The organism is Pseudomonas sp. MYb193 (genome assembly GCF_002966775.1).
In the GTDB taxonomy this organism is placed as follows: domain Bacteria; phylum Pseudomonadota; class Gammaproteobacteria; order Pseudomonadales; family Pseudomonadaceae; genus Aquipseudomonas; species Aquipseudomonas paracarnis.
Window position 1 is genome coordinate 3,222,168 of record NZ_CP023269.1, and the last position, 26,144, is coordinate 3,248,311.

Below are 26,144 nucleotides of genomic sequence, written 5' to 3' on the forward strand. Positions count from 1 at the left end.
TTTTTTCAAGGGTAACAATGGGCCCCTCATCACAAGGAGCTTCCCTATGCACACTCGACAACTCGGTAAAAACGGCCCGCCTGTGTCCGCCATCGGCCTTGGCTGCATGGGCATGACCGATTTCTACACGCCCGTCACCGATACCACCGAAGCCACCGCAACCTTGCACCGCGCCCTGGAGTTGGGCGTCAACTTTCTCGATACCGCGGACATGTACGGCCCGCACACCAATGAGCAACTGATCGGCAAGGCTATTGCCGGCAAGCGCGACCAAGTCTTCCTGGCCAGTAAATTCGGGATTGTGCGCGACCCTGCCAACCCCGTAGTGCGCGGGGTGAATGGCCGGCCCGAGTATATCCGCAACGCCATCGACGGCACCTTGCAACGCCTGGGGGTGGATACGCTGGACCTGTACTACCAGCACCGTATCGACCCCGACGTGGCCATCGAAGAAACGGTCGGCGCCATGGCCGACCTGGTGAAACAGGGCAAAGTGCGCTATCTGGGCCTGAGCGAGGCATCCGCCGCTACTCTGGAACGGGCGCATAAGGTCCATCCCATCAGCGCCCTGCAAAGCGAATATTCGCTGTGGAGCCGTGACCAGCAAGACAATGGCTGCCTCGCAACCTGCCAGCGCCTGGGCATCGCGTTTGTGCCGTACAGCCCGTTGGGCCGAGGTTTTCTCACCGGTACCTTGAGGAGCCCGGATGATTTCGGCGCTGATGACTACCGGCGCTTCAGCCCGCGCTTTCAGGGTGAGAACTTTGCGAAAAACCTGCTGCTGGTAGAACAGGTCAAGAGCCTGGCGGCAGACAAAGGTGTCACGGCCGGGCAACTGGCGCTGGCCTGGGTATTGGCCCAAGGCGATTACATCATCCCGATTCCCGGCACCAAGCGGCGCACCTATCTGCAAGAGAATGTGGAGGCGCTGTCGATTTCTCTCAGCGCGGACGAACTGGCTGCGCTGGATGCGATCTTCCCTGCCGATGCAACCGCAGGCCTGCGTTACCCCAAGGAAGTGCTGGCCATGCTGGATATCTAGCGTCTGCTGGAAACTCTTGTGGGGGCCGTTCTCAGCGGGATTGACGAACGGCCTGCCGACGCCCGTGCAAAGCGCGGGCGTCAGACTATCCTCACAGCTCCTAGTGTCCTGAGCGGTTAGTTCGACTATCAATCGGAGGGGCGGTAAACTGATGGCCCACCGTCATGGACTGATTGTACAAATGGCCCGTCCCGCTGCTCCCTTTGCTTTAACACCTTCCGACCTCGTCACCCTGCAAGGCTGGTTGCGGATGGGGTCATTGGCGCAGAACCTCGCACAACGCGCCAGAATATTGCTTCTCTTGGCGGATGGGCTCACACCCAATACCGTTGCTGAGCAGATGCAAGTATCGGCATCCGTGATCTTTAAATGGCGCAAGCGCTATCAGGAGGCAGGGCTTGAGGGATTGAACGATTTGCCGCGTAGCGGCCAGCCGCGCAAGCTCAGTGCTGCAAAATTCAACGACATCCTGACGTTAACAACTCAGCGTGTCCCTCGTGAGGCAACACACTGGAGTGTTCGCCTGATGGCCAAATATGCGCAGGTCAGCACGTGGCAGGTTCGACAAGTCTGGGCCGCTTCCGACCTCAAGCCGCACCGGCTGAAGACCTTCAAAATCAGTAACGATCCTCTCTTTGCCGACAAGGTGGTCGATGTGGTCGGGCTCTACCTGAACCCGCCGGATAACGCGCTGGTGCTGTCGGTTGACGAGAAAACCCAGATCCAAGCACTGGATCGCACACAGCCGATGTTGCCGCTACGTCCGGGGCAGATCGAGCGTCGAACCCACGATTACAAACGCCACGGGACGGCGAGTCTGTACGCGGCTTTTGACATTTTGACGGGCAAGGTGATCGGGCGGATTACCCAGCGTCATCGGGCCAAGGAGTTTTTGGCTTTCCTGCAACAGATCGACCGCAGCACACCGGCCGAACTGGATCTGCATGTGATCCTGGACAACAGTTCGACTCACAAGACTCTCGCGATCAAGCAGTGGTTGGAGAAGCATCCACGCTTCAAGCTGCACTTCACGCCGACCAGCGCCTCTTGGCTGAACGCCGTGGAAGGCTGGTTCGCTCAACTGGAGCGGCGAGCCCTGTATCGGGGTGTTTTTACCAGCGTCGCGGAGCTGAAAACGGGCATTCGTCAATTCATCGAAGCCCACAATGAGCACTCAGCAAAACCATTCAAGTGGAACAAAACGGCTGAAACCATCATCAGCTCGGTGCATAAAGCAAAGCTGGGTGCGATTAAAAATAGATTTTTGAATTAACCGCTCAGGACACTAGTGTAAAACCCGCCACACAGGAGGTGTGTCATGCACGCGACTGAGCATTCGGTCCGCTTGGAGCAGATCAGTCAGGAACGCTTCATCCAGGCGCCGATCGAGGCGGTTTATGACTATGTGACCCAGCCCGACCGCTGGCACGAGTGGCACCCCACCTCCCTCAGCGCCGACACCGGCATCACCGGCTCATTACCGGTCGGCACGCGTTTTACCGAAATCATCGACCTGCTGGGCATACGCGTCCCCATGAGTTACCGCGTACAAATCGCCCGCCGCCCCAGCGAGTTCAAGACCGTGTTCACCTCCCTGGCGGTTGACGGTTGCATCCATTACTGCTTGCGCGCTCATCAGGGCGGCACCCTGTTCAAACGGGTGCTGACTTACGAGACTGAACTGCAACTGGCGTCTTTGCATGAGCGCATGGTCGCGTTGTCGGCGATTGCGTTGGACCGGCTCAAGCAGCGGCTGGACAATCAGGGTTTCGTATAATTTAGAAACATTACAACCACGTCACATTGCAAACATGCCTGCAAAAGCAGGGAGAATGCCCGGCTTATTGCCGCGCCTTCAGTGAGACCCACGATGAAAACCCCATTGCGATTGGCCCTGCTCAGTGCCCTGTTTACTACCACCCTGGCCCAGGCCGCCGAACTGATCCCCATCGATGTACACCGCGACGCCAACTGCGGCTGCTGCAAGAAGTGGATCAGCCACTTGGAGAGCAACGGATTCAAGGTCAACGACCACGTTGAAGCCGACATGAGCGCGGTGAAACAACGCTTGGGCGTGGCGCCACGCCTTGGCTCCTGCCACACCGCGGTGATCGACGGCAAGTTCGTCGAAGGCCACGTACCTGCCGAGCAGGTCCTGGCTCTGCGCAAGCGCAACGACCTGCTGGGCCTTGCCGCACCGGGCATGCCCTTGGGCTCGCCAGGCATGGAAGTAGACGGACGCAGCGAGGCGTATCAAATCATTGGCCTGACCCGCGACGGCGAAGACGTGGTGGTAGCGGACTACCCGGCTCACTGACCGGTGTTGATGGGGTACCTGGGGCTGTTCGGCGCGGCATTTGGCGCCGCGACGTTATTGCCCCTGCAGTCAGAAGCTGTGTTGGTCGGCCTGCTGCTCAGCGGGCATTACAACCTTTGGCTGCTGCTGGGCATCGCCACCCTGGGTAATGTGCTGGGCTCGCTGGTCAATTGGCTGCTGGGGCGCTCGGTCGAGCGCTTCAAAGAGCGACGCTGGTTCCCGGTGAGCGCCAGTCAGTTGAACAAGGCTCGCAGCCATTACGCGCGCTGGGGGCACTGGACGTTGTTGCTCAGTTGGGTGCCGATCATTGGTGATCCGCTGACATTGGTGGCTGGGGTGATGCGTGAGCCGTTGTGGCGTTTTCTACTGCTGGTAACCGTGGCGAAAAGCCTGCGGTATGGCGTAATCGCAGCGCTGACGTTGCAGTGGGCGTTAATCCCCCGTTAATCGCGGGCAAAGAGCATCCGGGCATCTGTCTCGGAGCCAAAACCCATGCCTTTTATCCGTACATTATGCGTAGCCGGTTTGTTTTCGGTCAGCGCGGCGCCCGTGTTAGCTGACACCTACGGCCCTGAGTTGCAGGGCTTTGAATACCCCTACCCTTTGAATCATTTTGCCTTCCAATCCCAGGGCAAATCCCTGCAAATGGGCTACATGGACGTCCCCGCCACCGGCACTCCAAACGGCCGCAGCGTGGTGCTGATGCACGGCAAGAATTTTTGCGGCGCCACCTGGGAAGGTTCGATCAAGGCGCTGAGTGACGCCGGCTACCGCGTCATCGCCCCGGACCAGATTGGTTTTTGTACCTCCAGCAAGCCCGACCACTACCAGTACAGCTTTCAGCAATTGGCGACCAACACCCATCAACTGTTGGAAAAGCTCGGCATTCAGAAGGCCACGGTGATCGGCCACTCCACCGGCGGTATGCTCGCCACGCGCTACGCGCTGATGTACCCCCAGCAAACCGAACAGCTGGGGCTGGTGAACCCCATTGGCCTGGAAGACTGGAAAGCCCTCGGCGTGCCCTACCAGAGCGTCGACCAGTGGTACCAGCGCGAGCTGAAACTGAGCGCCGACGGTGTACGCAACTATGAGCGCACCACCTATTACGTGGGGCGCTGGAAACCTGAATACGAGCGCTGGGTAGACATGCTCGCCGGCCTGAACAAAGGCCCGGGTCATCTTCAGGTTGCCTGGAACTCGGCGCTGATTTACGACATGATCTTCACCCAACCGGTGTACTACGAGTTCAAGGACTTGCAGGTGCCCACCCTGCTGCTGATCGGCACCAGCGACACTACCGCCATCGGCAAAGATGTGGCGCCGGCGGCGGTCAAGGCCAAAATTGGTCATTACGAGGTACTGGGCAAGCAGGTGGCCAAGCTGATTCCCCGCGCCACGTTGGTGGAGTTCCCCGGCCTGGGCCATGCGCCCCAGATGGAAGAGCCGGAACAGTTTCATAAAGCCCTGTTGCACGGGTTGAACGCCCTTTAATTGCCACTTTTCGAGGCCCGCGTGCATGTCGATACAGATCGCAGTGATGGATGATTGGCAAAACGTGGCCAGCGACGTGGCGGATTGGTCGGCGCTGGACAGCGTGGGCAAGGTGCATTTTCTCCACGACTACCCCGCCGATACCGCCACCATGATCGAGCGCTTGAAAGGGTTCGAGGTGATTTGCCTCATGCGCGAACGCTCAACCTTTGACAAAGCCCTGCTGCAAGGGCTGCCCCAGCTCAAATTGCTGGTGACCGGCGGCATGCGCAATGCCGCCATCGACCTTCCCGCAGCCAAGGCCCTGGGCATCCAGGTATGCGGCACCGACAGCTATAAACACGCGGCTCCGGAACTGACCTGGGCCTTGATCATGGCCTCTACACGCAACCTGCTCGCCGAAGCCAACTCACTGCGCGGGGGCGGATGGCAGGTCGGCCTGGGCGGCGACCTGCACGGCAAGACATTGGGTGTCCTGGGGCTGGGCAGTATTGGCCAGAAAGTCGCAAGGTTCGCCCAGGTGTTTGGCATGCGGGTGATTGCCTGGAGTGAAAACCTCACACCGGAGCGCGCGGCTGAATCGGGGGTGACCTGGGTCAGCAAGCGCGAGCTGTTTGAGCAGGCGGACATTCTGACCATCCATCTGGTGCTCAGCGAGCGCAGCCGTGGTCTGGTGGATGCGCAAGCGTTGGGCTGGATGAAGCCCACAGCGCGCCTGGTAAATACCGCACGCGGGCCGATTGTGGATGAGCAGGCACTGCTGCAAGCATTGCGCAGCGGACGCCTGGCCGGGGCGGCGCTGGATGTGTTTGCCGAAGAGCCGCTGCCGGCTGACCACCCGTTTCGCCGCTTGCCCAATGTGCTGGCTACGCCACACGTGGGGTATGTAAGCGAGCAGAATTACCGGCAGTTCTATCAGCAGATGATCGAAGATATCCAAGCCTGGGCCAATAGTGTGCCCATTCGCGTGCTCGCCTGACGCACCATTAAAGTGCACCCCCCCCTGTGGCGAGGGAGCTTGCTCCCGCTGGAGTGCGCAGCGCTCCCAAAATTTTGGGGCGGCTACGCGCCCCAGCGGGAGCAAGCTCCCTCGCCACAGGGGCATATCATTAAAAGTTTTTTGTCCTACAAAATCTGCATGAAAACCCGGCAGGTGCTGGGATCTGTCCTAGACTCATGACCGATGGGTCCGTTCCAAAACAAAAACCCCGCAAAAAATCTAAACTTTCGAAACCTGCCGCTGGTCAAGTTTTAGGTAAGGGCGAGCACGCGCGCTTCGGGCCGAATGCCCGCTCATCCAATCTTTTTAAGCCGACGTTGCAACTGGCATACGCCTTGCCAGCTTGTATAGCGCTTGTGTGCCTGACCGCAGGATGCGGTCACTCGGAGCTGATGGCAGCGGGCCATTAGCCAACCAACAGATGGGAGTGCATTATGATCAGTGCCGCAGTAGATACTCCGGGAGAGCGTTTTAGTCAGCCGGCAGGAGGGCCAAAGTCTTTGGCCGACCTGCCCAACACTGCGCGGCCGGTCGTGAGTCAGAATCCGAATCGAAAGAAAGTCTTGTTTGTCACTTCCGAGTTCGCGGACCTGGTGAAAACCGGCGGCCTGGGCGACGTCTCCGCGGCCCTGCCCCGCGCCATGGCGCACCTGCATGACGTGCGGGTGCTGATTCCGGGTTACCCGCAAGTGATGGAAAGCGATAACCCGATCCATATCGTCGGTGAACTGGGTGGCCATGCCGCGTTGCCACCGTGCAAGATCGGGCGCATGGACCTCAAGGACGGCCTGGTCATCTATGTGCTGATCTGCCCCGAACTGTATGAGCGCGAAGGCACGCCCTACGGCGCCAACAACGGCCGCGACTGGCCGGACAACCATATTCGCTTCGCCCGCCTGGGCTTGGCTGCCGCGGACATTGCCGCCAACCTTGCACAAATCCACTGGTGCCCAGACCTGGTGCACGCCCACGACTGGCCTGCGGGCCTGGCCCCCGCGTATATGCACTGGCGTGGGTCACGTACGCCAACTCTGTTCACCATTCATAACCTGGCCTACCAGGGTGTGGTCAGCCTGGCCTCGACGCCTGAATTGGGCATTCCGCCCCACGCCCTGCAACAGGAAGGCATGGAGTTCTACGGCAAGATGTCGTTTCTCAAGGCGGGCATGGCGTATTCCAGCCATATCACCACCGTGAGCGCCACCTACGCCCAGGAGATCACCACCCCGGAATTCGGTTGCGGCCTGGATGGCTTCCTCGCCAGCAAGACCCAGCAAGGCCTGCTCAGCGGCATTCCCAACGGCATCGACGAAAGCTGGGAAACCTCCACCGACACGCACCTGACTCACAACTTCAACATCGGCGATTGGGAAGGCAAGGCCATCAACGCCGCCCATGTGCGCGAGCTGTTTGAGCTGCAGCCATCCAGTGGTCCGCTGTTCGCGGTGGTCTCGCGCCTGGTGTACCAGAAAGGCCTGGACCTCACCGAAGCCGTCGCCGGTTTCATCGTCGAAAACGGCGGCCAGATTGCGATCATCGGCCGTGGCGAGCCGGAAGAAGAACAGGCCATGCGTGAATTGGCGCTGCGCTTCCCGGGTCAGGTGGGGGTGCGCATCGGCTTCAACGAGACCGATGCCCGCCGTATGTTCGCCGGCAGCGATTTCCTGCTGATGCCGTCCCGCTATGAGCCCTGCGGCCTGAGCCAGATGTATGCGCAACGCTTCGGCTCATTGCCGGTGGCACGTAACACCGGCGGACTGGCGGACACCATTGAGGATGGCGTCACCGGGTTCCTGTTCAATGAATCCACCGTGCAAAGCTACGAAGAGGCGCTGCGCCGCGCCTTCAAGGTGTTCGCCTTCCCCGGTCTGCTCAATGCCATGCGCAGCCGTGCCATGACCCAGCCGTTCAACTGGTGCCAGGCCGTGGAACCCTACGCCGAACTCTACGAACAACTGGTGGCCAAGGCCCTGGGGAAATCGAACAAGTAGCGACTGGAACAACTAAGGGAGGTCTTCATAGATGCCGTCAAGGACTCTGGAAACCTGGCCCCACGGCGCAATCATGCTGGACGCGCACCGCACGCGCTTTGCGTTATGGGCGCCAGACGCATTTTATGTCAGCGTTGAATTGGAACAGGGTAAAACCATCGTCATGCTGCCCCAGGCCGGTGGTTGGTTTGAAGTCGAAATCGCGTGCCCTGCCGGCACGCTTTACCGCTTTAACATCGATGGCGAAAACACGGTGCCCGACCCCGCCTCCAGGGCCCAGGCGCTGGACGTGCATGGGTGGAGCCGAGTAGTCGCCCCCCTCGCCTATGAGTGGCGCCACAGCCAGTGGCAGGGTCGCCCGTGGCACACGGCGGTGATCTACGAGCTCCACGTCGGCGCCATGGGCGGCTACGCTGCCGTCGAGAAACACCTGCCACGCCTGGCCGAACTAGGCGTCACCGCGATTGAATTGATGCCTTTGGCGCAATTTCCCGGCGAACGCAATTGGGGCTATGACGGCGTGCTGCCCTATGCGCCCCACGCTACCTACGGCACTCCCGAGCAACTCAAGCAGCTGATCGACAGTGCCCACGGCCATGGTTTGGCCGTGATCCTCGATGTGGTCTACAACCACTTCGGCCCCGACGGCAATTACCTGGGCCAGTACGCCCAGGGGTTCTTCCAGGAGGACGTGCACACACCCTGGGGCGCCGGCATTGATTTCGAGCGCCGTGAAGTGCGGGATTTCTTCCTCGATAACGCCTTGATGTGGCTGCTCGAATACCGCTTCGACGGCCTGCGCCTGGATGCCGTGCACGCCATCGACAACCCTGGGTTTCTGCAGGAACTGGCACAACGGGTACGCCAGCAGGTGGACGGCGGGCGCCACGTGTGGCTGATGCTGGAAAACGAACTGAACCAGGCCAGCCTGTTGCAGCACGATTTCGACGCCCAATGGAATGACGACTTTCATAACGTGCTGCACGTGCTGCTCACCGGTGAAACCGACGCCTACTACAGCGACTTTGCCGAGCAGCCCACCGCCAAGCTGGCGCGCTGCCTGGCCGAGGGGTTCATCTACCAGGGCGAGACGACACGCCATGGCCATGCGCGCGGCGAACCCAGTGCGGATCTGCCCCCCAGCGCCTTCGTCGCGTTCCTGCAGAACCACGACCAGGTCGGCAACCGCGCCCTCGGCGAACGCCTGCACCAGCTGTGTTCGCCCCAGGCACTGAGCGCCGCGACCGCCCTACTGTTGCTGTGCCCCATGATCCCGATGTTGTTCATGGGCGACGAGGTGAATGCCACCGAGCCGTTCCTGTTTTTCACCGACCATCATGGCGAACTGGCCGAGGCGGTGCGTGAAGGGCGGCGCAATGAATTTGCCGACTTCGCGGCGTTTCACGACCCCGAGCAACGCCAGCGCATCCCCGACCCCAACGCGCTGCAAACCTTTTTACAGTCGATGCCTTCCTTCGTCGAGAACGACCACACCCAGCTCTACCGCCACCTGCTGAGCCTGCGTCACGTGCATGTGGTGCCACACTTGCCCGGCACCGTCGCCCTGGGCGCGCACGTGCTGGCTGACCATGCCGTCACCGCGCGCTGGCGCCTGGGCAACGGCCGTGTGCTGCAGATCGACCTGAACCTGAGTGAACAGCCCCTGGATCATCCGGCACCCCACCCGATTATTTTCCAAACGCCTGCCCCGCAAGGTGCGCACTTACCGCCCTTGAGCGCACGCGTTTGCTTATCCCCTGTTGGAGACATTCTTTGAGCGAAGCGAACCTGGAAATTCTCGCCAGCCGCGCGGGCCTGGCCGTCGATTGGATCGATGCCAACGGTCGCCCGCAACATGTAAAGCTTGACGCCCTGCGCGCTGTTCTCAAAGGGCTGGGGCACCCGGCCGACAGCGATGCTGAGATCGACGCGAGCCTGCTGCAACTTGAGCAGGCGCAGCAGGACCGGCACCTGCCGCCCTTGATGACCACCGACAGCGGTGCGGGCCTGGACCTGGCGCACTATTTCGCCCCGGACACCCCGTGTCGCGTCAGCCTGGAAGGCGGCGAAACCCTGGAGCTGCGCCTGGACGGCGAGGCCGTATTGCCCGGCGTGATTGCCCTCGGCTACCACCAGGTGCATATCGACGGGCAAACCTTCACCCTGGCCGTCGCGCCCAGCCACTGCTACAGCGTGGCCGACGCGGTCGACAGCCAACCCGCTCGCGCCTGGGGCCTGAGCGCCCAACTCTATGCCTTGCGCCGCCTGGGCGATGGCGGTTTTGGCGACACCCTGGCTCTGGAGCACCTGGTGCGTTCCGCCGCCGAGCGCGGCGCCGACGCCGTGGCAATCAGCCCGATGCACGCGATGTTCAGCGCCGACACTGAGCGTTTCAGCCCCTATTCACCCTCCAGCCGCCTGTTTCTCAACAGCCTGTATGCTTCGCCGGCGTGCATCCTTGGTGAACGTGAAGTGCGCAACGCCATAGAAGCGGCCGGGTTGGCTGACGAGCTGCATGCCCTGGAACAGCTCACGCTGATCGACTGGCCGGCCGCCGCCAAAGCCAAGCAACGCCTGCTGCGCACACTGTATGAAGACTTCCGCCACGGCGCGCATCCCCAGCATGCCGATTTTCAAAGCTTCCGCCAGGCCGGCGGCGAAGCCCTGGAAAACCACTGCCGCTTCGAAGCCATACAGGCCCAGCGTGCTGCCGCGGGTGAGGACCTGGACTGGCGCCAATGGCCCGAAGCCTGGCGTACGCCACAGAGCCCGGCCCTGGCGCAGTTCGCTGAGGACAACCGCGACGAAATCGGCTATTTCGCCTTCACCCAATGGCTGATTGCCCGCAGCCTTGAGCGCGCACAACAGGCCGCCCGTGGCAGCGGCATGGGCATCGGCCTGATCGCCGACCTGGCGGTGGGCGCCGACGGTGGCGGCAGCCAGGCCTGGAGTCGCCAGGATGAACTGCTGGCCGACCTCACCGTCGGCGCGCCACCGGACATTCTCAACCGCGCAGGCCAAGGCTGGGGCATCTCTGCCTTTTCCCCTGAGGGCCTCAAGCGCAATGGCTATCGCGCCTTTATCGAAATGCTGCGGGCCAACTTCGCCCATGCCGGCGGCTTGCGCATCGACCATGTGATGGGCCTGCAACGCCTGTGGGTGATCCCTCTGGGCGCGTCCCCACGTGAAGGTGCCTACTTGTATTACCCGGTGGACGACCTGCTGCGTTTGCTCGCCCTGGAATCGCACCGCCACCAGGCCATCGTCCTCGGTGAAGACCTGGGCACCGTGCCCGAAGGCCTGCGCGAAAAGCTCAGCGCCCGCTCGATCCTGGGCATGCGTGTGCTGCTGTTCGAACAGAACCATGACGGCCAGTTCAAGCCCATCCTCGATTGGCCCGACAACGCCTTGGCCACCACCAGTACCCACGACTTGCCGACCCTCAATGGCTGGTGGCACAGCCGCGATATCGAATGGAATATCCAGCTGGGCCTGATCGATGCGCCCACCGTGGACCAATGGAGCGAACACCGCCTGCGCGAACGCCAGGCACTGCGCCAAGCCTTGAGCCAGGACCCGCAGAACTTCATCGACGAGATCCGCAACGACACCGACCATATGATCGACGCCAGCGTGCGCTACCTGGGCCATACCCGTGCGCCACTGGTGTTGTTGCCCTTGGAAGATGCATTGGGCATCGAGGAGCAAGCCAACCTGCCGGGCACCCTCGACACCCACCCCAATTGGCGCCGACGCTTGCCCGGCGAAGCCGCCAGCCTGCTCGACAATGACAGCGCCGCGCGTCGCCTCGAACTGCTGGCCGTGGCGCGCAACCAAGCCTATGAGCGTGACCGATGAACGCACTGCCCCTGCGCGCCACCCAGCGCCTGCAATTTCATAAAGGTTTTACCCTCGATGACGCGGTGCCACTGGTGCCGTACTTTGCCCAACTGGGCATCAGCCACCTGTATGCTTCACCGCTGTTAAGCGCCCGCGCCGGCTCCATGCACGGCTACGATGTGGTCGACCCGACCCGCGTCAACCCGGAACTGGGGGGCGAAGCGGCGTTGCGTCGCCTGGTCGCCGCGCTGCGTGAGCACGACATGGGTTTGATCCTCGATATCGTCTCCAACCATATGGCCGTGGGCGGCGCGGATAACCCTTGGTGGCTGGACCTGCTGGAATGGGGCCGCCTGAGTCCCTATAGCGAGTTTTTCGACATCCAGTGGCACTCCCCCGACCCGCTGCTCAAGGGCCAGTTGCTGATGCCCTTCCTCGGCAGCGATTACGGCGAAGCCTTGCAGAACGGCACGCTGGCGCTCAAGTTCGATGCCGCCCAGGGGAGTTTCTACGTCGAGCATTACGAACACCGTTTTCCGATTTGCCCCAGGGACTACGGCTTGATTCTGGGTAGCGACGAGTTACTCAAATCGCTGGCCGAACGTTTCGCCGCCCTCGCCTATCAGCACGACGCCTACGCCGAAGCCACCGAGCTCAAACAAGCCCTGGCCGAACGCGCCAGCGAACTGCTACCCGCTATTGAACAATGCCTGGCCGCATTCGACAGTCGCCAGCCCGAGGGTTTCGAGCGCCTGCATCACCTGCTCGAACAACAGACCTATCGCCTGGCCAGTTGGCGCACAGCCGCGGACGACATCAACTGGCGGCGTTTTTTCGACGTCAATGAGCTGGGCGGCCTGCGGGTCGAACGCGCAGCGGTGTTCGAAGCCACCCATGGCAAGATTTTCGAGCTGATCAGCGCGGGGCTGGTCGACGGGCTGCGCATCGACCATATCGATGGGCTGGCCGACCCGCGTGGCTATTGCCGCAAATTGCGCCGCCGCGTAGACGCGCTGTCACCCCAACGCCACTTGCCCATCTTTGTTGAAAAGATCCTTGGCGAAGGTGAAACCCTGCGTGAAGACTGGCAGGTGGATGGCACCACCGGCTACGAGTTCATGAACCAGTTGTCATTGCTGCAACACCATCCTGAAGGTTTTGCACCGCTGGCCGAGATGTGGACGCGTCACAGCGAGCGGCCCTCAGCCTTCGGCGAGGAAGCGCGGCTGGCGCGCCAGCAGATCCTCAATGGTTCGTTGGGCGGCGACTTCGAAAGCGTGGCCCAGGCGCTGCTGCAAGTGGCCCGCGATGACGTGATGACCCGCGACCTGACACTGGGCGCCATCCGCCGGGCCTTGCAGGAACTGATCGTGCATTTCCCGGTGTACCGCACCTATATCAGCGCCATGGGCCGCAGTGCGGCCGACGACAAGGTATTCCAGTACGCCATGGAGGGTGCACGCAGTACCCTCAACGAAGGCGACTGGCCGGTGCTCGACCACCTGGAGCAATGGTTGGGTGGCCAGCCCTGGCGCAATCGCCCGGTAGGCCGCGCGCGCAAGATGCTCAAGCATGCCTGCGTGCGCTTCCAGCAACTGACCTCGCCCGCCGCCGCCAAGGCTGTGGAAGACACCGCGTTCTACCGTTCGGCGGTGCTGTTGTCGCGCAACGATGTGGGCTTCAGTACCGAGCAATTCAGTGCGCCACTGGCAGATTTCCATGCGGCCAATCAACAGCGCCTGAAGACCTTTCCCGGCAACCTGCTGGCCACCGCTACCCACGACCACAAACGCGGCGAAGACACCCGTGCGCGCCTGGCGGTGCTCAGCGAGTGCGCACCCTGGTATGCCGAACAGGTCGAGCATTGGCGCCGCCTGTCCGAGCCCCTGCGCGAGAGCGCCGACAGCCCTTCGGCGGGCGATGAGTTGATTCTCTATCAGGTGCTGCTGGGCAGTTGGCCGCTGGAGCCCAACCCCGATCTGGCGGCGTACCAGCAACGCCTCTGGCAGTGGCAGCAAAAAGCCCTGCGCGAGGCCAAGTTGCAGAGCAGTTGGAGCGCGCCCAACGAGGCTTACGAACAGGCGGTGGAAGCGTTCCTCAAGCGCCTGCTGCTCAGTGAGGCCGGTGCGCCGCTGCGCAGTGCACTGGACAGCGCTGCACAGGCCATCGCCCCCGCCGGCGCCCTGAATGGGCTGGCGCAAACCTTGCTTCATTTGACCGTGCCGGGTGTGCCGGATATTTACCAGGGCGATGAGTTCTGGGACTTCAGCCTGGTCGACCCAGACAACCGTCGCCCGGTGGACTTCGCTGCGCGGCAACGTGCATTGCAGGCACCACCGGACATCGGCGAACTGTTGTTCAACTGGCGCGACGGGCGTATCAAACAGGCAGTGATCGCCCAGGTACTGGGCCTGCGTAAAGCCTGCCCCGAGCTGCTGCACCATGGCAGCTATACACCTTTGGAAGCGGTGGGCCAGCACGCTGAGCGCGTGGTTGCGTTCTACCGTGAACATCAAGGCAAGCAGTTACTGGTGGTGGTGCCGCGCTGGTCTCATCCGTTGCTTGAAAACGGGATGTTTCCCCAGATCAATGCGCAGGTTTGGGGCGATACGCGGGTGAAATTACCGTTCGCCGCCCCTGCACAAAACTGGAAGGGACTTTTTCAAACGGGCGTAGTCACACCCAACAAGGAGCTGTTGATCAGCGCTGCCCTGGGGGATCTCCCGGTCAATGTCTTTATCAATCCTGATAATCAAGAAAGCTGAAAATTTTCTGTGAGGAGTTTGTGATGAGTAAAGAAGACAAACGCATTCGCGAACTGGCGCATCAGATCTGGGAGTCTGAAGGCAAGCCCGATGGCGCCCACGATCGCCACTGGGAGATGGCGCGCAAGCTGGCGGAAGCCGAGGCGCTGACGCCGAGCAAGCCTAAACCGGCCGCCAAGCCGAAAACCGCGCCCAAGGCTGCGGCAAAGCCCAAACCTGCCGCGCCTGCCGCCGCCAAACCTGCGGCGAAGAAACCTGCCGCCCCGAAGAAGCCCAAACCGCCCGCCCCATGATTTCTCGGGCCTGCAGCACGCATTGCGCGCTGCAGGCCCTTTTCCGTCCAAGCCATGCGCTGAAGCACCGTCAGTACGGCGGCGTTCGGCCCGAAAAAAGACCTTTTGCAGGAGCAACTCGATGAGCAAACCCGACAACACCACAGCGACGCCGGTTCATGAGCCGTCGCGGATCCGTGAAGGTTTGCCCTTCCCCCTCGGCGCCACCTGGGATGGCCTGGGTGTCAATTTTGCGCTGTTTTCCGCCAACGCCACCAAGGTGGAGCTGTGCCTGTTCGACGACACCGGCGAGGTCGAACTGGAACGCATCGAACTGCCCGAATACACCGACGAGATCTTCCACGGCTACCTGCCCGATGCTCACCCCGGGCTGATTTACGGCTACCGCGTATACGGTGCCTATGACCCGGCCAATGGTCATCGCTTCAACCACAACAAGCTGCTGATCGACCCCTACGCCAAGCAACTGGTGGGCGAACTCAAATGGTCCGAAGCGCTGTTTGGCTACACCATCGGCCACCCGGACGACGATCTCAGTTTCGATGAGCGCGACAGTGCGCCCTTCGTGCCCAAGTGCAAGGTCATCGACCCGGCACACACCTGGGGTAACGACCAACCGGTACGGGTGCCGTGGGACCGCACGATCATCTACGAAACCCACCTGCGCGGCATCAGCATGCGTCATCCTTCGGTCGGCGAGTCGGTGCGGGGCACCTGCGCCGGTCTGATGGAAGATGACGTGCTCAAGCATATTCGCCAACTTGGCATTTCCTCGGTCGAGCTGTTGCCCGTGCACGCCTTCGTCAACGACCAGCATCTGCTGGAAAAAGGCATGACCAACTACTGGGGCTACAACAGCATCGCGTTCTTTGCCCCCGACCCACGCTATCTGGCCAGCGGCAAGATCGCCGAATTCAAGGAGATGGTCGCGCACCTGCACGAGCAAAAGCTGGAAGTGATTCTGGACGTGGTCTACAACCACACCGCCGAAGGCAACGAGCGCGGCCCGACCCTGTCGATGCGCGGTATCGACAACGCCTCCTACTATCGCCTGATGCCCGACGACAAGCGCTTCTACATCAACGATTCCGGCACCGGCAATACCCTGGATCTGAGCCACCCGTGCGTGCTGCAAATGGTCACCGACTCCCTGCGTTACTGGGCCACCGAGATGCACGTGGACGGCTTCCGCTTCGACCTGGCGACTATCCTCGGGCGCTACCGCGACGGGTTCGATGAGCGCCACAGTTTCCTCGTGGCGTGCCGCCAGGACCCGGTACTGCGCCAGTTGAAACTCATCGCCGAGCCCTGGGACTGCGGCCCCGGCGGCTACCAGGTGGGTAACTTCCCGCCAGGCTGGGTGGAATGGAACGACCGTTTCCGCGACACCGTGCGTGCGTTCTGGAAAGGCGACGACGGCCAACTCGCCGATTTCGCCGGGCGCATGACCGCTTCGGGCGAGATGTTCAACCACCGCGGGCGCAGGCCTTACAGCTCGGTGAACTTCATCACCGCCCACGACGGCTTCACCCTGCACGACCTGGTGTCGTACAACGACAAACATAACGAGGCCAATGACGAGAACAACCAGGACGGCAGCAATAACAACCTGTCCTGGAACCACGGCGTCGAGGGCCCTACCGACGACCCGGAGATCAACGCGCTGCGCCTGCGCCAGATGCGCAACTTCTTCGCCACTTTGCTGCTGGCCCAGGGCACGCCAATGATCGTCGCCGGGGACGAGTTCGCTCGCACTCAGCACGGCAACAACAACGCCTATTGCCAGGACAGCGAGATCGGCTGGGTCAACTGGGATCTGGACGATGACGGCAAGGCGCTGCTCAAGTTCGTCAAGCGTCTGATCAAGCTGCGTCTGGCGTACCCGATCCTGCGGCGTGGGCGCTTCCTGGTGGGCGACTACAACGAAGACATCGGCGTGAAGGACGTCACCTGGCTGGCGCCGGATGGCAACGAAATGACTACCGAGCAATGGGAAGACAGCCAGGGCCGCTGCCTGGGCATGTTGATGGATGGCCGCGCCCAGGAAACCGGGATTCGTCGTGCCGGGGCCGACGCCACGCTGTTGCTGGTGGTCAACGCCCATCACGACCTGGTCAATTTCCGCCTGCCGCCGGTGCCGGAGGGCGAGTTCTGGACCTGCCTGCTCGACACCAACGACCCGGCTGTGCGTGGCCAGGAACGCTTTGATTTCGAGCATGAGTATGCGGTCACCGCTCGCTCGCTGCTGCTGTTTGAACTGCAGCACGAAGGCGAGGTGTGAAATGGCGTTGCACGGTTTCCTTCAGGGCTACCGGGGCTATGCCGACACGCAAGCCCTGGGTAATGCCCTGAGGGCCCTTCAAGAAGAAGGCCTCGATCAACTGCCGTTGCCGGGCAGCGGCCAGACCCTGTCCCGCTTGAGCCAATTGGCCCAGGTGGCCGGGCATGACCTGCGCCTGTGCAAGTTGTTCGAAGGCCATACCGATGCCCTGGCGATCATTGCCGAACTCGACAGCCCCTTGCCGCCGCTGGGCAGCACCTGGGGCATGTGGGCGGCCGAGCCGCCGACGGCCAAGGTGCGCGTGCGTCGCGACGGCCAGCGGCTGCTCGTCGAGGGGCGCAAAGCCTGGTGTTCCGGTGCGGCGGTGGTCAGCCATGGCTTGCTGACGGCCTGGGACGAAGAGGACCGCCAACAATTGGTAGCCGTGGCGATGGATCAACCGGGCATCAGGGTGACGAACGAGGGTTGGAAGGCGGTGGGCATGGCGGCGACCGGTAGCGTCGACATCCTGTTCAGCGCCGCCAGGGGGATTGCCGTGGGCGGCCCGGGCGACTATCTGTCCCGTCCGGGTTTCTGGCACGGTGGGATCGGCATTGCCGCGTGCTGGTACGGCGCGGCGCAACGCCTGGGTGAAGTGCTGCGCGCCCAATGTGCCAAGCGTGCGGAGCCCCATGCACTGGCCCACCTCGGCGCGGTCGACAGCGCCCTGAACAGCGCTGCCTGCGTGTTACGCGCCAGCGCCGCGCAGATCGACCGCGAGCCTCGTGCTGATGCGCGGCAACTGGCGCAACAGACGCGTGCCTGTATCGAGGACACCGTCGAGCAGGTGATCCAGCATGTGGGCCGTGCGGTCGGCGCCGGGCCGTATTGCAAGGATCCGCACTTTGCCCAGTTGATGGCCGATTTACCGGTGTATGTGCGGCAAAGTCATGCTGAACGCGACTTGGCCGCCCTCGGTGAGCAGGTCGCCAGCGAGCCCGCTGGGAGATGGGCGCTATGAGGCCCAATCCGATTGTTGGCCAGGGCACCCCGTTGAGTCACTGGCAAAACAGCGCACGATTGGCCGAGTTGCCGCACATCAGTGTGGCGCAGTTGGTGCCGCCTGGGCATCGAGCGGTGATCGTCGCCCCGCATCCGGATGACGAGGTGCTGGGCAGTGGTGGTCTGCTGCAAGGGCTGGCTGCGCTGGACCGCCCTATCCAGTTGATCTCCGTCACCGATGGCAGCGCCAGCCACCCTGGCTCCCGGCGCTGGCCAGTGGAGCGTCTGAGTGTGGTGCGTCCGCAGGAATCGGCCCAGGCCTTGCACCGCCTTGGCTTGCCGCTGCACAGTTTGAAATGGCTGCGCGGCGGGTTTGCCGACAGCCATGTGGCCGAGCGCGAAACCCAGCTCTGCGAATTTATCCAGCGCCACCTCAAACCCAACGACGTGGTGTTTGCGACGTGGTGCGAGGATGGCCATTGCGACCATGAAGCCGTGGGCCGCGCCAGCGCCAAGGCAGCCAAGGCCGTCGGTGCAGCGCTGTGTGAATTACCGGTATGGACCTGGCACTGGGCCACCGCCGAAGACCACAAGGTGCCCTGGCATCGGGCGCGCAAGATCCCGCTGACCGCCGAGCAAGTAGCCCGCAAACGCCATGCGATCCACGCCTTCGCCAGCCAGTTGGAGGGCGACCCGCAAATCGGTTTGCCTGCGGTGCTGGCGCCCTATGTGGTGGAGCGCTTGCTGCAACCTTTTGAGATGGTGTTCGTATGAGTGTGGCAACCCCCTACTTCGACCAGTTGTTTGCGGGTAATGACGACCCTTGGGCTTTTCGTCAGCGCTGGTACGAACAACGCAAGCGCGCCCTGACCTTGGCCGTGCTGACGCGGCCGCGCTATGCGTCGATATTCGAGCCGGGTTGTGCCAACGGCGAACTGAGTGCCGAGCTGGCCCCGCGTTGTGAACGCCTGCTGTGTTGCGACACTGCAACTGCGGCGGTACGGCTGGCACAAGCGCGGCTGGAGTGTTTTCCTCATGCCCGGGTGGAGCAGCGTCGCCTGCCGGAACAATGGCCCAGCGGGCAATTCGAGCTGATCGTATTGAGTGAGCTTTGTTATTACCTTGATGTAGGTGATTTTAATCGTCTGATCGATTGCGCCCTCGCCGCCTTGACCGCTGACGGGCAAATCCTGGCCTGTCATTGGCGAGTGCCCATTGACGGTTGCCCGCAAACCGCCGAACAGGTCCACGCCGTGCTGCAACAGCGTCTGGGTGTAGCACCGCTGGTGCAGTACCAGGACCCGGATTTCCTGCTCGACCTGTGGAGCCTCGATGGCACCTCGGTCGCTCGCCATGAGGGTTTACGATGATCGGTATTCTGATCCCGGCACATAACGAAGAAGCCCTGTTGGATGATTGCCTGAGGGCTGCGCGGATCGCCGCCGACCACCCGGGCTTGCTGGGGGAAGCGGTACAGATTCTGGTAGTACTCGACAGTTGCAGCGACGCCAGTGCAGCGATTGCCCAGGCCCATCAGGTGCATTGCCTTCACGTGCAGGCGCGCAATGTCGGCCACGCCCGCGGCGTGGGTGCAGGGTACTTGCTGGAGCAAGGCGCGCGGTGGATTTCCTGCACCGACGCCGACAGCCGTGTCGCCCCTGACTGGCTGGTGGCCCAACTGGCCCAAGGCTGCGACGCGGTGTGTGGAACAGTCACCGTGGACACCTGGAGCGAAGGCTTCGACCCGGCCGCGCAGATTCGCTATCAGCAGGCCTACCAGGCCCGCGATGGGCATCGGCATATTCATGGGGCCAACCTGGGCGTGAGTGCCCGCGCCTATGTAGAGGCCGGTGGGTTTGAACCGCTGGAATGCCACGAGGATGTACAGCTGGTACGTGAATTGGAGCGTTGCGGTGCCTCCATTGCCTGGAGCCATGCGCCGCAAGTGGTGACCAGTGCGCGACTGGATTGCCGGGCTGAGGGTGGGTTTGGTGATTACTTGAAGAGCTTGATGCGGGCTGGGTGAAAACAAAAACGTTTAACAGCTGACTGATGCAATATCCCTGTCGGCTGGGGCGCCGTCATCGCAGGCAAGCCAGCTCCCACAGGGATCTGTGCCAGGTGCTGATTTTGTGGGCAACATAGCCCGCTGTGGGAGCTGGCTTGCCTGCGATGACGTCAGCCCAGCAAACATCGCATCAAAGTTGTGCAGATACCCATGCCTGTCTATGCTCCTAACGCCTCGCATGGCATTCCTGGATTGGCATGCCGTGCACTCACCCCAGCGGAGCCTGCGGTGAAGACAAGAGCGTCGTCCCGTCAACGGAGCACGACCCGGTATCAACCGACAAGGATGTGACACCCATGAAGCCTGCCTCCTTAAGCGAAGGCCGTCGCGGCCCCGTGCAAATCTGGAACAGTGCGCCGCAGTTGGCGCAAACCCCCATCATTTCCCTGAACAGCCTGGTACCGCCCGGTGCTCGCGTCGTGGTGATCGCCCCTCACCCGGGCGATGAAGTGCTGGCATGCGGCGGTTTGCTGCAACTGCTCAGCACCCGCGAGCATCCACTGCAATTGATCTCCATCACCGATGGCAGCGCCAGCCATCCCGGCTCTCAGGTATGGCCGGCCAGCCGCTTGAGTGTGGTGCGACCTCAGGAAAGTGCAGAGGCCCTGCGCCGATTGGGTATGCCTTTGCACAGCCTGAAATGGATTCGTGGCGGGTTTTGTGATGATGCACTGGCCGCCCGCGAACAGCCCATGAGCCAATTCATCGCGCGCTACCTGCAACCTGGCGACGTGGTGTTTACCACCTGGCGCAACGACGGCAATGATGACCATGACGCCGTCGGCCGCGCGAGTGCCAAGGCGTGCAGCCTGGTAGGTGCGCAACTGTATGAACTGCCGATCTGGGCCTGGCATTGGCCGGCCCGGGAAAGCGCGGTAATGCCTTGGCAGCGTGCACGCAAGGTCCGCCTGGACACCTGGACCGTCGCGCGCAAGCTGCACGCTGCCCACGCCTACGCCAGCCAGTTGGTGGGTGACCCACAAATAGGCTTACCGCCGATGCTCGCGCAGATATTGCTGGAGCGCATGCGCGAGCCCTACGAAATCCTGTTCACCTGAACACCACCCTGTAGGAGCGCGCTTGCTCGCGAAAAACCTCAGCGATAACGTGGGTTTCCTGAATCAGCGCGGCGCCTGTGAGTCTTTCGCGAGCAAGCTCGCTCCTACAGAGTTAGGGCTTTTCCCTACAGACTCAATCTGCCAAACTGATGCGAATAATTATCAACAGATTTACTATTCGCCACGGAAGGCACTTGGGGAGCCCTACTTTCATGTCTGTGCAACAACGCGGCGGCAACGTTTTTACACCCAGTCTGATGGCAATCACTATCGCCTTAGCAACCTCCAATGCGGCCATTGCCGCCGACGCCGAAGCACCGGCCACCATCGAGCTGGGCGCTACCCAGGTCTCGGGCCAACAGCTTGGCGCAACCACCGAAGGCAGCGACTCCTACACCACCGGCTCGATGAAGACCGCGACCAAACTGCCGCTGACCCTGCGCGAAACCCCGCAGGCCGTCACCGTGATCACTCGCCAGCGCATGGATGACCAGGCCATGACCAGCATCAACGACGTGGTCAACGCCACGCCGGGGCTGTTCCTCAATTATTCCAACGGCCCTGGGCGACAAGCCTTCACCGCACGCGGTTTCGATATCGACAACCTCATGTATGACGGTATCCCCAGCGGCTACAACGGTGCGTCGGTAGGCGCCCAGCCGAACCTGGCAATGTTCGACCGCGTCGAAGTGGTGCGCGGCGCTACCGGCCTGGTAACCGGCGCTGGCAACCCTTCGGCCGCCATCAACCTGATCCGCAAGCGGCCACTGGATGAGCAGAAAGTCACGCTCACCGGCGCCGTCGGCAGCTGGGACGATTACCGTGGCGAGCTCGACGCCTCCAGCCCGCTCAATGACAGTGGCACCTGGCGCGGCCGCGTCGTCACCTCTTACCGCGATGCCAACAGTTTTATCGACAAGGCCGAGCAGGATCATGGCCTGTTCTATGCCGTCACCGAAGCCGACCTGAGCGAAGACACCACCCTGACCCTCGGTTACTCGAACCAGAAGGACAAGACCAACTACTTCTGGGGCGCTTCGATGGTCGGCCTGGATGGGCGCCACCTGGGCCTGTCGCGCTCCTATAACCCAGGCACCGATTGGGAGAACAAGGACCAGGAAATCAACACCGTGTTCGCTGAGCTGCGCCAGCGCCTGGCCAACGACTGGAGCCTGCAGGTCAACGCCAACTATGCCGAACAGAACGCCTTGTTCTCCGGCTCCTACCAATCGCGCTGGACCAACGACACCCTGGCCCGCACGGTGTACCAGGCCAGCTACGATGAAAACCAGGCCGGGCTCGACGCCTTTGCCAGCGGCCCGTTCGAGGCGTTCGGCCGTACCCATGAACTGGTGGTGGGCGCCAGCAAGCGCATCTACGACATGACCACCCACAACTACAGCCCGTACGACCTCAACTGGCCGATCAGTGCGGGCAAACCGAACTTCACCCGCACCAATAACGTACGCGAAATCACCACCCAGGACGGTTTCTACCTGACCAGCCGCCTGAGCCTGGCCGACCCGCTGAAGCTGATCCTCGGCGCGCGCCTGGACTGGTACGACTACGACAACCGTGATGGCGCCGGCGACTACAAGGTCACCCGCAACCTCACCCGCTACGCTGGCCTGATCTACGACCTGGACGACCAGCATTCGGTATACGTGAGCTACAGCGACATCTTCACGCCGCAAAAAGACAAGAGCACAGCCGGCACCCCACTCAAGCCCATCGTCGGTAAAAATTATGAGGTTGGCATCAAAGGCGAATATTTTGGTGGCGCGCTGAATGCCAGCGTGGCGTTGTTCCGCGTCGACCAGGAAAACCGCGCCGTGGCCGTGGTAGTGCCCAACTGCCCGCAGGCGTCCTGTGCAGAAGCCTCGGGCGAAATCCGCAGCCAGGGTATCGACTTCGAACTGCAAGGCGCCTTGACCGAAAACTGGCAGGTCGGCGGCGGCTATACCTATGCGCGCACCCACACCATCAAGGACGACGCCAACCCGCAGAAGGTCAACAAGCAGTTCGATACCGACATCCCGGAACACCTGTTCAAAGTGACCACCCGCTACAACTTCCAGGGCCCGCTGGAAAAACTCCGCGTCGGCGGCAATATCTCCTGGCAGAGCCGCATGTACAACGACATCAAGCTAGCGGATGGCAGCAACTACCGGCTCCAGCAAGGCGGCTACGCCGTCACCGACTTGATGGCGGGCTACCGGGTCAATCAGCACCTGGACGTGCAGCTCAATGCCAACAACATTTTCGATCGCCACTACTACCAGTCCATCTCCAACGATGTGGACTATGGCGGCGACTCCTATGGCAGCCCCCGCAACATGATGCTGACCGCCAAGTACAGTTTCTGAGCCCCATGCCACCTCGGCTGCCCGCTCGGGCAGCCGCTCTTAAAGTCCCACGCCCACATGCCGATAACGCGTGGGTAACCGGCAACAATCCTGAATATCTGCTTGACTCCACAGCGGCGCGCCTGTGTGGCACACCGCGTGCTTGCTTGACCTCGACGCCCCCCTCTCATGGAGTAAGAGTGAATGCCCGTCCGTTTTCTCGAGCACTATCGCAAGGCCGACCGCATCATGCTGGCATTGATCTGGCTGATGTGCCTGTTCTCCCTCGGCCTGGCGTTCTGGCACGACACCCTCATGCAGGCCGTGATCGTCGGTGGCGGCACCGGCGTGGTGCTCACGGCGCTGTATCGCGTCATTGGCGGCACCCGGCTGATGCGCTGTGCACTGGGCGCCGGCTTGATGGTGATGGCGGCGTTGCACATCAACCAGGCGCACGGGGTGATCGAATCCCACTTCGGCATTTTCGCGCTGTTGGCGGTGCTGACCTTCTACCGTGACTGGCTGCCGATTTTGGTGGCGGCACTGACCATCGCGGTGCATCACGTGGTGTTCCATGCCTTGCAGCACCAGGGTTTTCCTGTATTTGTGATGGAGCATCACGGCGGCTGGACGATGGTGTTCGTCCACGCCTTCTATGTGGTGATGGAGACCGTCGCCCTGCTCTACCTGGCCGTCCATAGCCAGGCCGAAGCGGTGGAGAGCCAGGAAATGCTGGAGAAGATGCTCGCCGTTACCTCGCAGTTCACCGTGGAAACCGCCCAAGGTGAAGGCAAGGCCCACGTATCCCTTGCCAAGCGGTTCGACCACTTCCTGCAGCAACTCACCCACCTGATCGACGGCGTCGCTCGCGACTCCCATGGCCTGGGCCAGCTCGGCCAGGAATTGGCCAGCGCCAGCGGCACCCTGGAAAAAGGCGCACGGCATCAACTGGCGCAGATCGGCGAAATGACCGGCTCGATGCAGCGCATGGAAGACGCCATGGGCCACATTACGGTGCAGGTCGAACAGGCAGTGGAACATGCAGGCCAGGCCAGCCAGCAGATTGTGCGCGGCCAGGAAAGCGTCGGCCGCGCCCAACATGAAATCAGCCAATTGGCCTCGCGCATCAACGGCACGGAGTCGACCGTGGAATCCCTGGCGGTGCAGGCAGAGCAAATCGGCTCGGTGCTGGAAGTGATCAGCAGCATCGCCAACCAGACCAACCTGCTGGCCCTCAACGCCGCCATCGAGGCCGCCCGCGCCGGCGAGCAAGGCCGTGGCTTTGCCGTGGTGGCCGATGAAGTGCGCAGCCTGGCCCAGCGCACCGCCCTCTCCACCCAGGAAATCAAGAGCATCATCGAGGGCCTGCAACACGGCAGCCGCCAAGCCGTCGAAGCCATGCACGCCAGCCGCGAAGGCGTAGAGCGCTGCGTGGCAGACAGCCAAGAGGCGGTGGACATGCTACGGGCGGTGGGCGAGGACATCGCGCACATCGACCAACTCAACGGTCACATCGTCACCACCACCCGCGAGCAGACCTCGGCCAACCTTGAGATCGTCGAGCGCTTGCAGTCGGTGCAAAGCATCGCCCAGAACACCGCCGACGACGTCGAGACACTCGCCCGCAGCAGCGAACGCCTGCCACCGATCGCGGTGCGGCTGGATGCGTTGGGCCGCAGGTTTCATCCTTGAGCCCAACCCGGAACATGGCGAGTCAGAGAGAACAGGTGGGCAGAGCACTGGAGTGCATCAAGGTTCCAGATGCGGAGCCATCAAGGCGGCAAACCAATCGATGAACGCGCCAAGGCGACGAGAGCGTTGGCGGCGAGTCGGGTACAGGACTGAAACGCACATGGGGGCCGGCCGATAGGCCGCCATCACCTCCATCAATTCGCCGCTGTCCAATAAATGCTGAACATCGAACAACGGCACCTGAATCAAGCCAAGCCCTGCACAGCATCCTGCGATATAGCTTTCGGCATTATTGACCACCACACGGCTCTGCATCATGACAGCCTGCGCGGTGCCATCGACGCAATATTCCCAGGCCGTTTCCTGCCCGCCTGCGCTCGTGCTGTAGCCGATACAGACATGCCGGTTTTGCAGATCGCAAGGCTGTGTGGGCACCCCGAATTCCGCCAAGTAGGCGGGGCTCGCGCAATTGACCAGCAACACCTTGCCCAACGGTTTCACCACCAGGCTGCTGTTCTGCGGGGTGCCAAAACGAATGACACAGTCAACGCCTTCCTGTACCAAATCAATGGCGCGATCGGTGGAGCCCAGGCCGAGTTGGAGCCCAGGGTAGCGGCGGAGAAACTCGGCCAACGCAGGCATCACCAGGCGCCGCGCTATGCGGCTGGGCACGTCCACTTCCAGACGGCCCATGACCTGTTCCTGATGGCTGTTAAACAGTTGGTCGATATCATCGATGTCCAGCAAGACCTGGCGCGCCTTCAGCAGTAACTGGGTGCCATCGGCGGTCAGGGAGACCTTGCGGGTTGTCCGGTGCAGCAGTCGAGTGCCGGCATTGGCCTCCAGCTGTTGAATGGCGGCCGACACGCTTGCGCGTGGCAGCCTCATCAGCCGTGCCGCTTGTATGAAACTGCCAAGCTCTGCGACCTGAACGAAGACGCGGTACTGTTCGATTCTATCCATGGGCTCTCAATGCT

General features: G+C 62.0%; 21 protein-coding genes. 20 read left to right on the forward strand and 1 reads right to left on the reverse strand.

Going from position 1 to position 26,144, the window contains the following annotated elements; translation table 11 throughout:
• The first annotated feature begins 46 nt into the window (after window positions 1-46).
• From CLM72_RS14695 to CLM72_RS29620, 20 genes are all read left to right on the forward strand, one after another.
• A complete protein-coding gene (locus tag CLM72_RS14695; protein WP_105226938.1) occupies window positions 47-1,042 on the forward strand; it encodes an aldo/keto reductase in 996 nt (331 codons plus the stop codon).
• Window positions 1,043-1,223: 181 nt separating this feature from the next.
• Window positions 1,224-2,315, forward strand: coding sequence for an IS630 family transposase (locus tag CLM72_RS14700; RefSeq protein WP_105226939.1), 1,092 nt, complete (start codon window positions 1,224-1,226; stop codon window positions 2,313-2,315).
• 45 nt (window positions 2,316-2,360) lie between these two features.
• Entirely contained in the window at window positions 2,361-2,819 is a 459-nt protein-coding gene (locus CLM72_RS14705; protein ID WP_105226940.1) for an SRPBCC family protein, read from the forward strand.
• A 93-nt stretch (window positions 2,820-2,912) separates the two neighbouring features.
• Window positions 2,913-3,359 carry a DUF411 domain-containing protein gene (locus CLM72_RS14710; protein WP_034127552.1) on the forward strand — a complete coding sequence of 149 codons (447 nt, stop codon included), beginning with the start codon at window positions 2,913-2,915 and terminating at the stop codon, window positions 3,357-3,359.
• A gap of 3 nt (window positions 3,360-3,362) precedes the next feature.
• Window positions 3,363-3,806, forward strand: a complete 444-nt coding sequence (locus CLM72_RS14715) for a YqaA family protein (protein ID WP_105226941.1) — start codon at window positions 3,363-3,365, stop codon at window positions 3,804-3,806.
• 45 nt (window positions 3,807-3,851) lie between these two features.
• Window positions 3,852-4,853 (forward strand): alpha/beta fold hydrolase, encoded by a 1,002-nt coding sequence (locus CLM72_RS14720; protein ID WP_105226942.1) that lies wholly within the window; start codon window positions 3,852-3,854, stop codon window positions 4,851-4,853.
• 25 nt (window positions 4,854-4,878) lie between these two features.
• The gene (locus CLM72_RS14725) at window positions 4,879-5,832 is read left to right on the forward strand and encodes a D-2-hydroxyacid dehydrogenase family protein (RefSeq protein ID WP_105226943.1); all 954 of its coding nucleotides are present in this window, start codon (window positions 4,879-4,881) and stop codon (window positions 5,830-5,832) included.
• Window positions 5,833-6,287: 455 nt separating this feature from the next.
• A complete protein-coding gene (glgA, locus tag CLM72_RS14730; protein ID WP_105226944.1) occupies window positions 6,288-7,844 on the forward strand; it encodes a glycogen synthase GlgA in 1,557 nt (518 codons plus the stop codon).
• A gap of 31 nt (window positions 7,845-7,875) precedes the next feature.
• Window positions 7,876-9,621, forward strand: coding sequence for a malto-oligosyltrehalose trehalohydrolase (gene treZ, locus CLM72_RS14735; protein WP_105226945.1), 1,746 nt, complete (start codon window positions 7,876-7,878; stop codon window positions 9,619-9,621).
• Window positions 9,618-11,702, forward strand: a complete 2,085-nt coding sequence (gene malQ, locus CLM72_RS14740) for a 4-alpha-glucanotransferase (RefSeq protein WP_105226946.1) — start codon at window positions 9,618-9,620, stop codon at window positions 11,700-11,702. Before treZ ends, malQ begins: the two co-directional genes overlap by 4 nt.
• Entirely contained in the window at window positions 11,699-14,449 is a 2,751-nt protein-coding gene (locus CLM72_RS14745; RefSeq protein WP_105226947.1) for a malto-oligosyltrehalose synthase, read from the forward strand. Before malQ ends, CLM72_RS14745 begins: the two co-directional genes overlap by 4 nt.
• A 23-nt stretch (window positions 14,450-14,472) precedes the next feature.
• Window positions 14,473-14,742 (forward strand): DUF2934 domain-containing protein, encoded by a 270-nt coding sequence (locus CLM72_RS14750; RefSeq protein ID WP_003191595.1) that lies wholly within the window; start codon window positions 14,473-14,475, stop codon window positions 14,740-14,742.
• Between the two features lie 121 nt (window positions 14,743-14,863).
• On the forward strand, window positions 14,864-17,023 hold the full coding sequence (glgX, locus tag CLM72_RS14755) for a glycogen debranching protein GlgX (protein WP_054897376.1): 2,160 nt from the start codon (window positions 14,864-14,866) through the stop codon (window positions 17,021-17,023).
• 1 nt (window position 17,024) lies between these two features.
• Entirely contained in the window at window positions 17,025-18,023 is a 999-nt protein-coding gene (locus tag CLM72_RS14760; protein ID WP_105226948.1) for an acyl-CoA dehydrogenase family protein, read from the forward strand.
• Window positions 18,020-18,778, forward strand: coding sequence for a PIG-L deacetylase family protein (locus CLM72_RS14765; RefSeq protein WP_105226949.1), 759 nt, complete (start codon window positions 18,020-18,022; stop codon window positions 18,776-18,778). The genes CLM72_RS14760 and CLM72_RS14765 overlap by 4 nt, the downstream gene beginning before the upstream one ends.
• Complete coding sequence (locus tag CLM72_RS14770; RefSeq protein WP_105226950.1) at window positions 18,775-19,374, forward strand: SAM-dependent methyltransferase; 600 nt, start codon at window positions 18,775-18,777, stop codon at window positions 19,372-19,374. Before CLM72_RS14765 ends, CLM72_RS14770 begins: the two co-directional genes overlap by 4 nt.
• Window positions 19,371-20,030, forward strand: a complete 660-nt coding sequence (locus CLM72_RS14775) for a glycosyltransferase family 2 protein (RefSeq protein WP_105226951.1) — start codon at window positions 19,371-19,373, stop codon at window positions 20,028-20,030. Before CLM72_RS14770 ends, CLM72_RS14775 begins: the two co-directional genes overlap by 4 nt.
• A gap of 338 nt (window positions 20,031-20,368) precedes the next feature.
• Window positions 20,369-21,130 carry a PIG-L deacetylase family protein gene (locus CLM72_RS14780; protein WP_096142909.1) on the forward strand — a complete coding sequence of 254 codons (762 nt, stop codon included), beginning with the start codon at window positions 20,369-20,371 and terminating at the stop codon, window positions 21,128-21,130.
• Window positions 21,131-21,342: 212 nt separating this feature from the next.
• Window positions 21,343-23,496 (forward strand): TonB-dependent siderophore receptor, encoded by a 2,154-nt coding sequence (locus CLM72_RS14785; protein ID WP_105226952.1) that lies wholly within the window; start codon window positions 21,343-21,345, stop codon window positions 23,494-23,496.
• A gap of 978 nt (window positions 23,497-24,474) precedes the next feature.
• Window positions 24,475-25,167, forward strand: coding sequence for a methyl-accepting chemotaxis protein (locus tag CLM72_RS29620; protein WP_256204046.1), 693 nt, complete (start codon window positions 24,475-24,477; stop codon window positions 25,165-25,167).
• 57 nt (window positions 25,168-25,224) lie between these two features.
• Here the strand turns inward: CLM72_RS29620 and CLM72_RS14795 are convergent, their stop codons facing one another.
• Window positions 25,225-26,130, reverse strand: coding sequence for a LysR family transcriptional regulator (locus tag CLM72_RS14795; protein ID WP_105226954.1), 906 nt, complete (start codon window positions 26,128-26,130; stop codon window positions 25,225-25,227).
• Window positions 26,131-26,144: the final 14 nt, after the last annotated feature.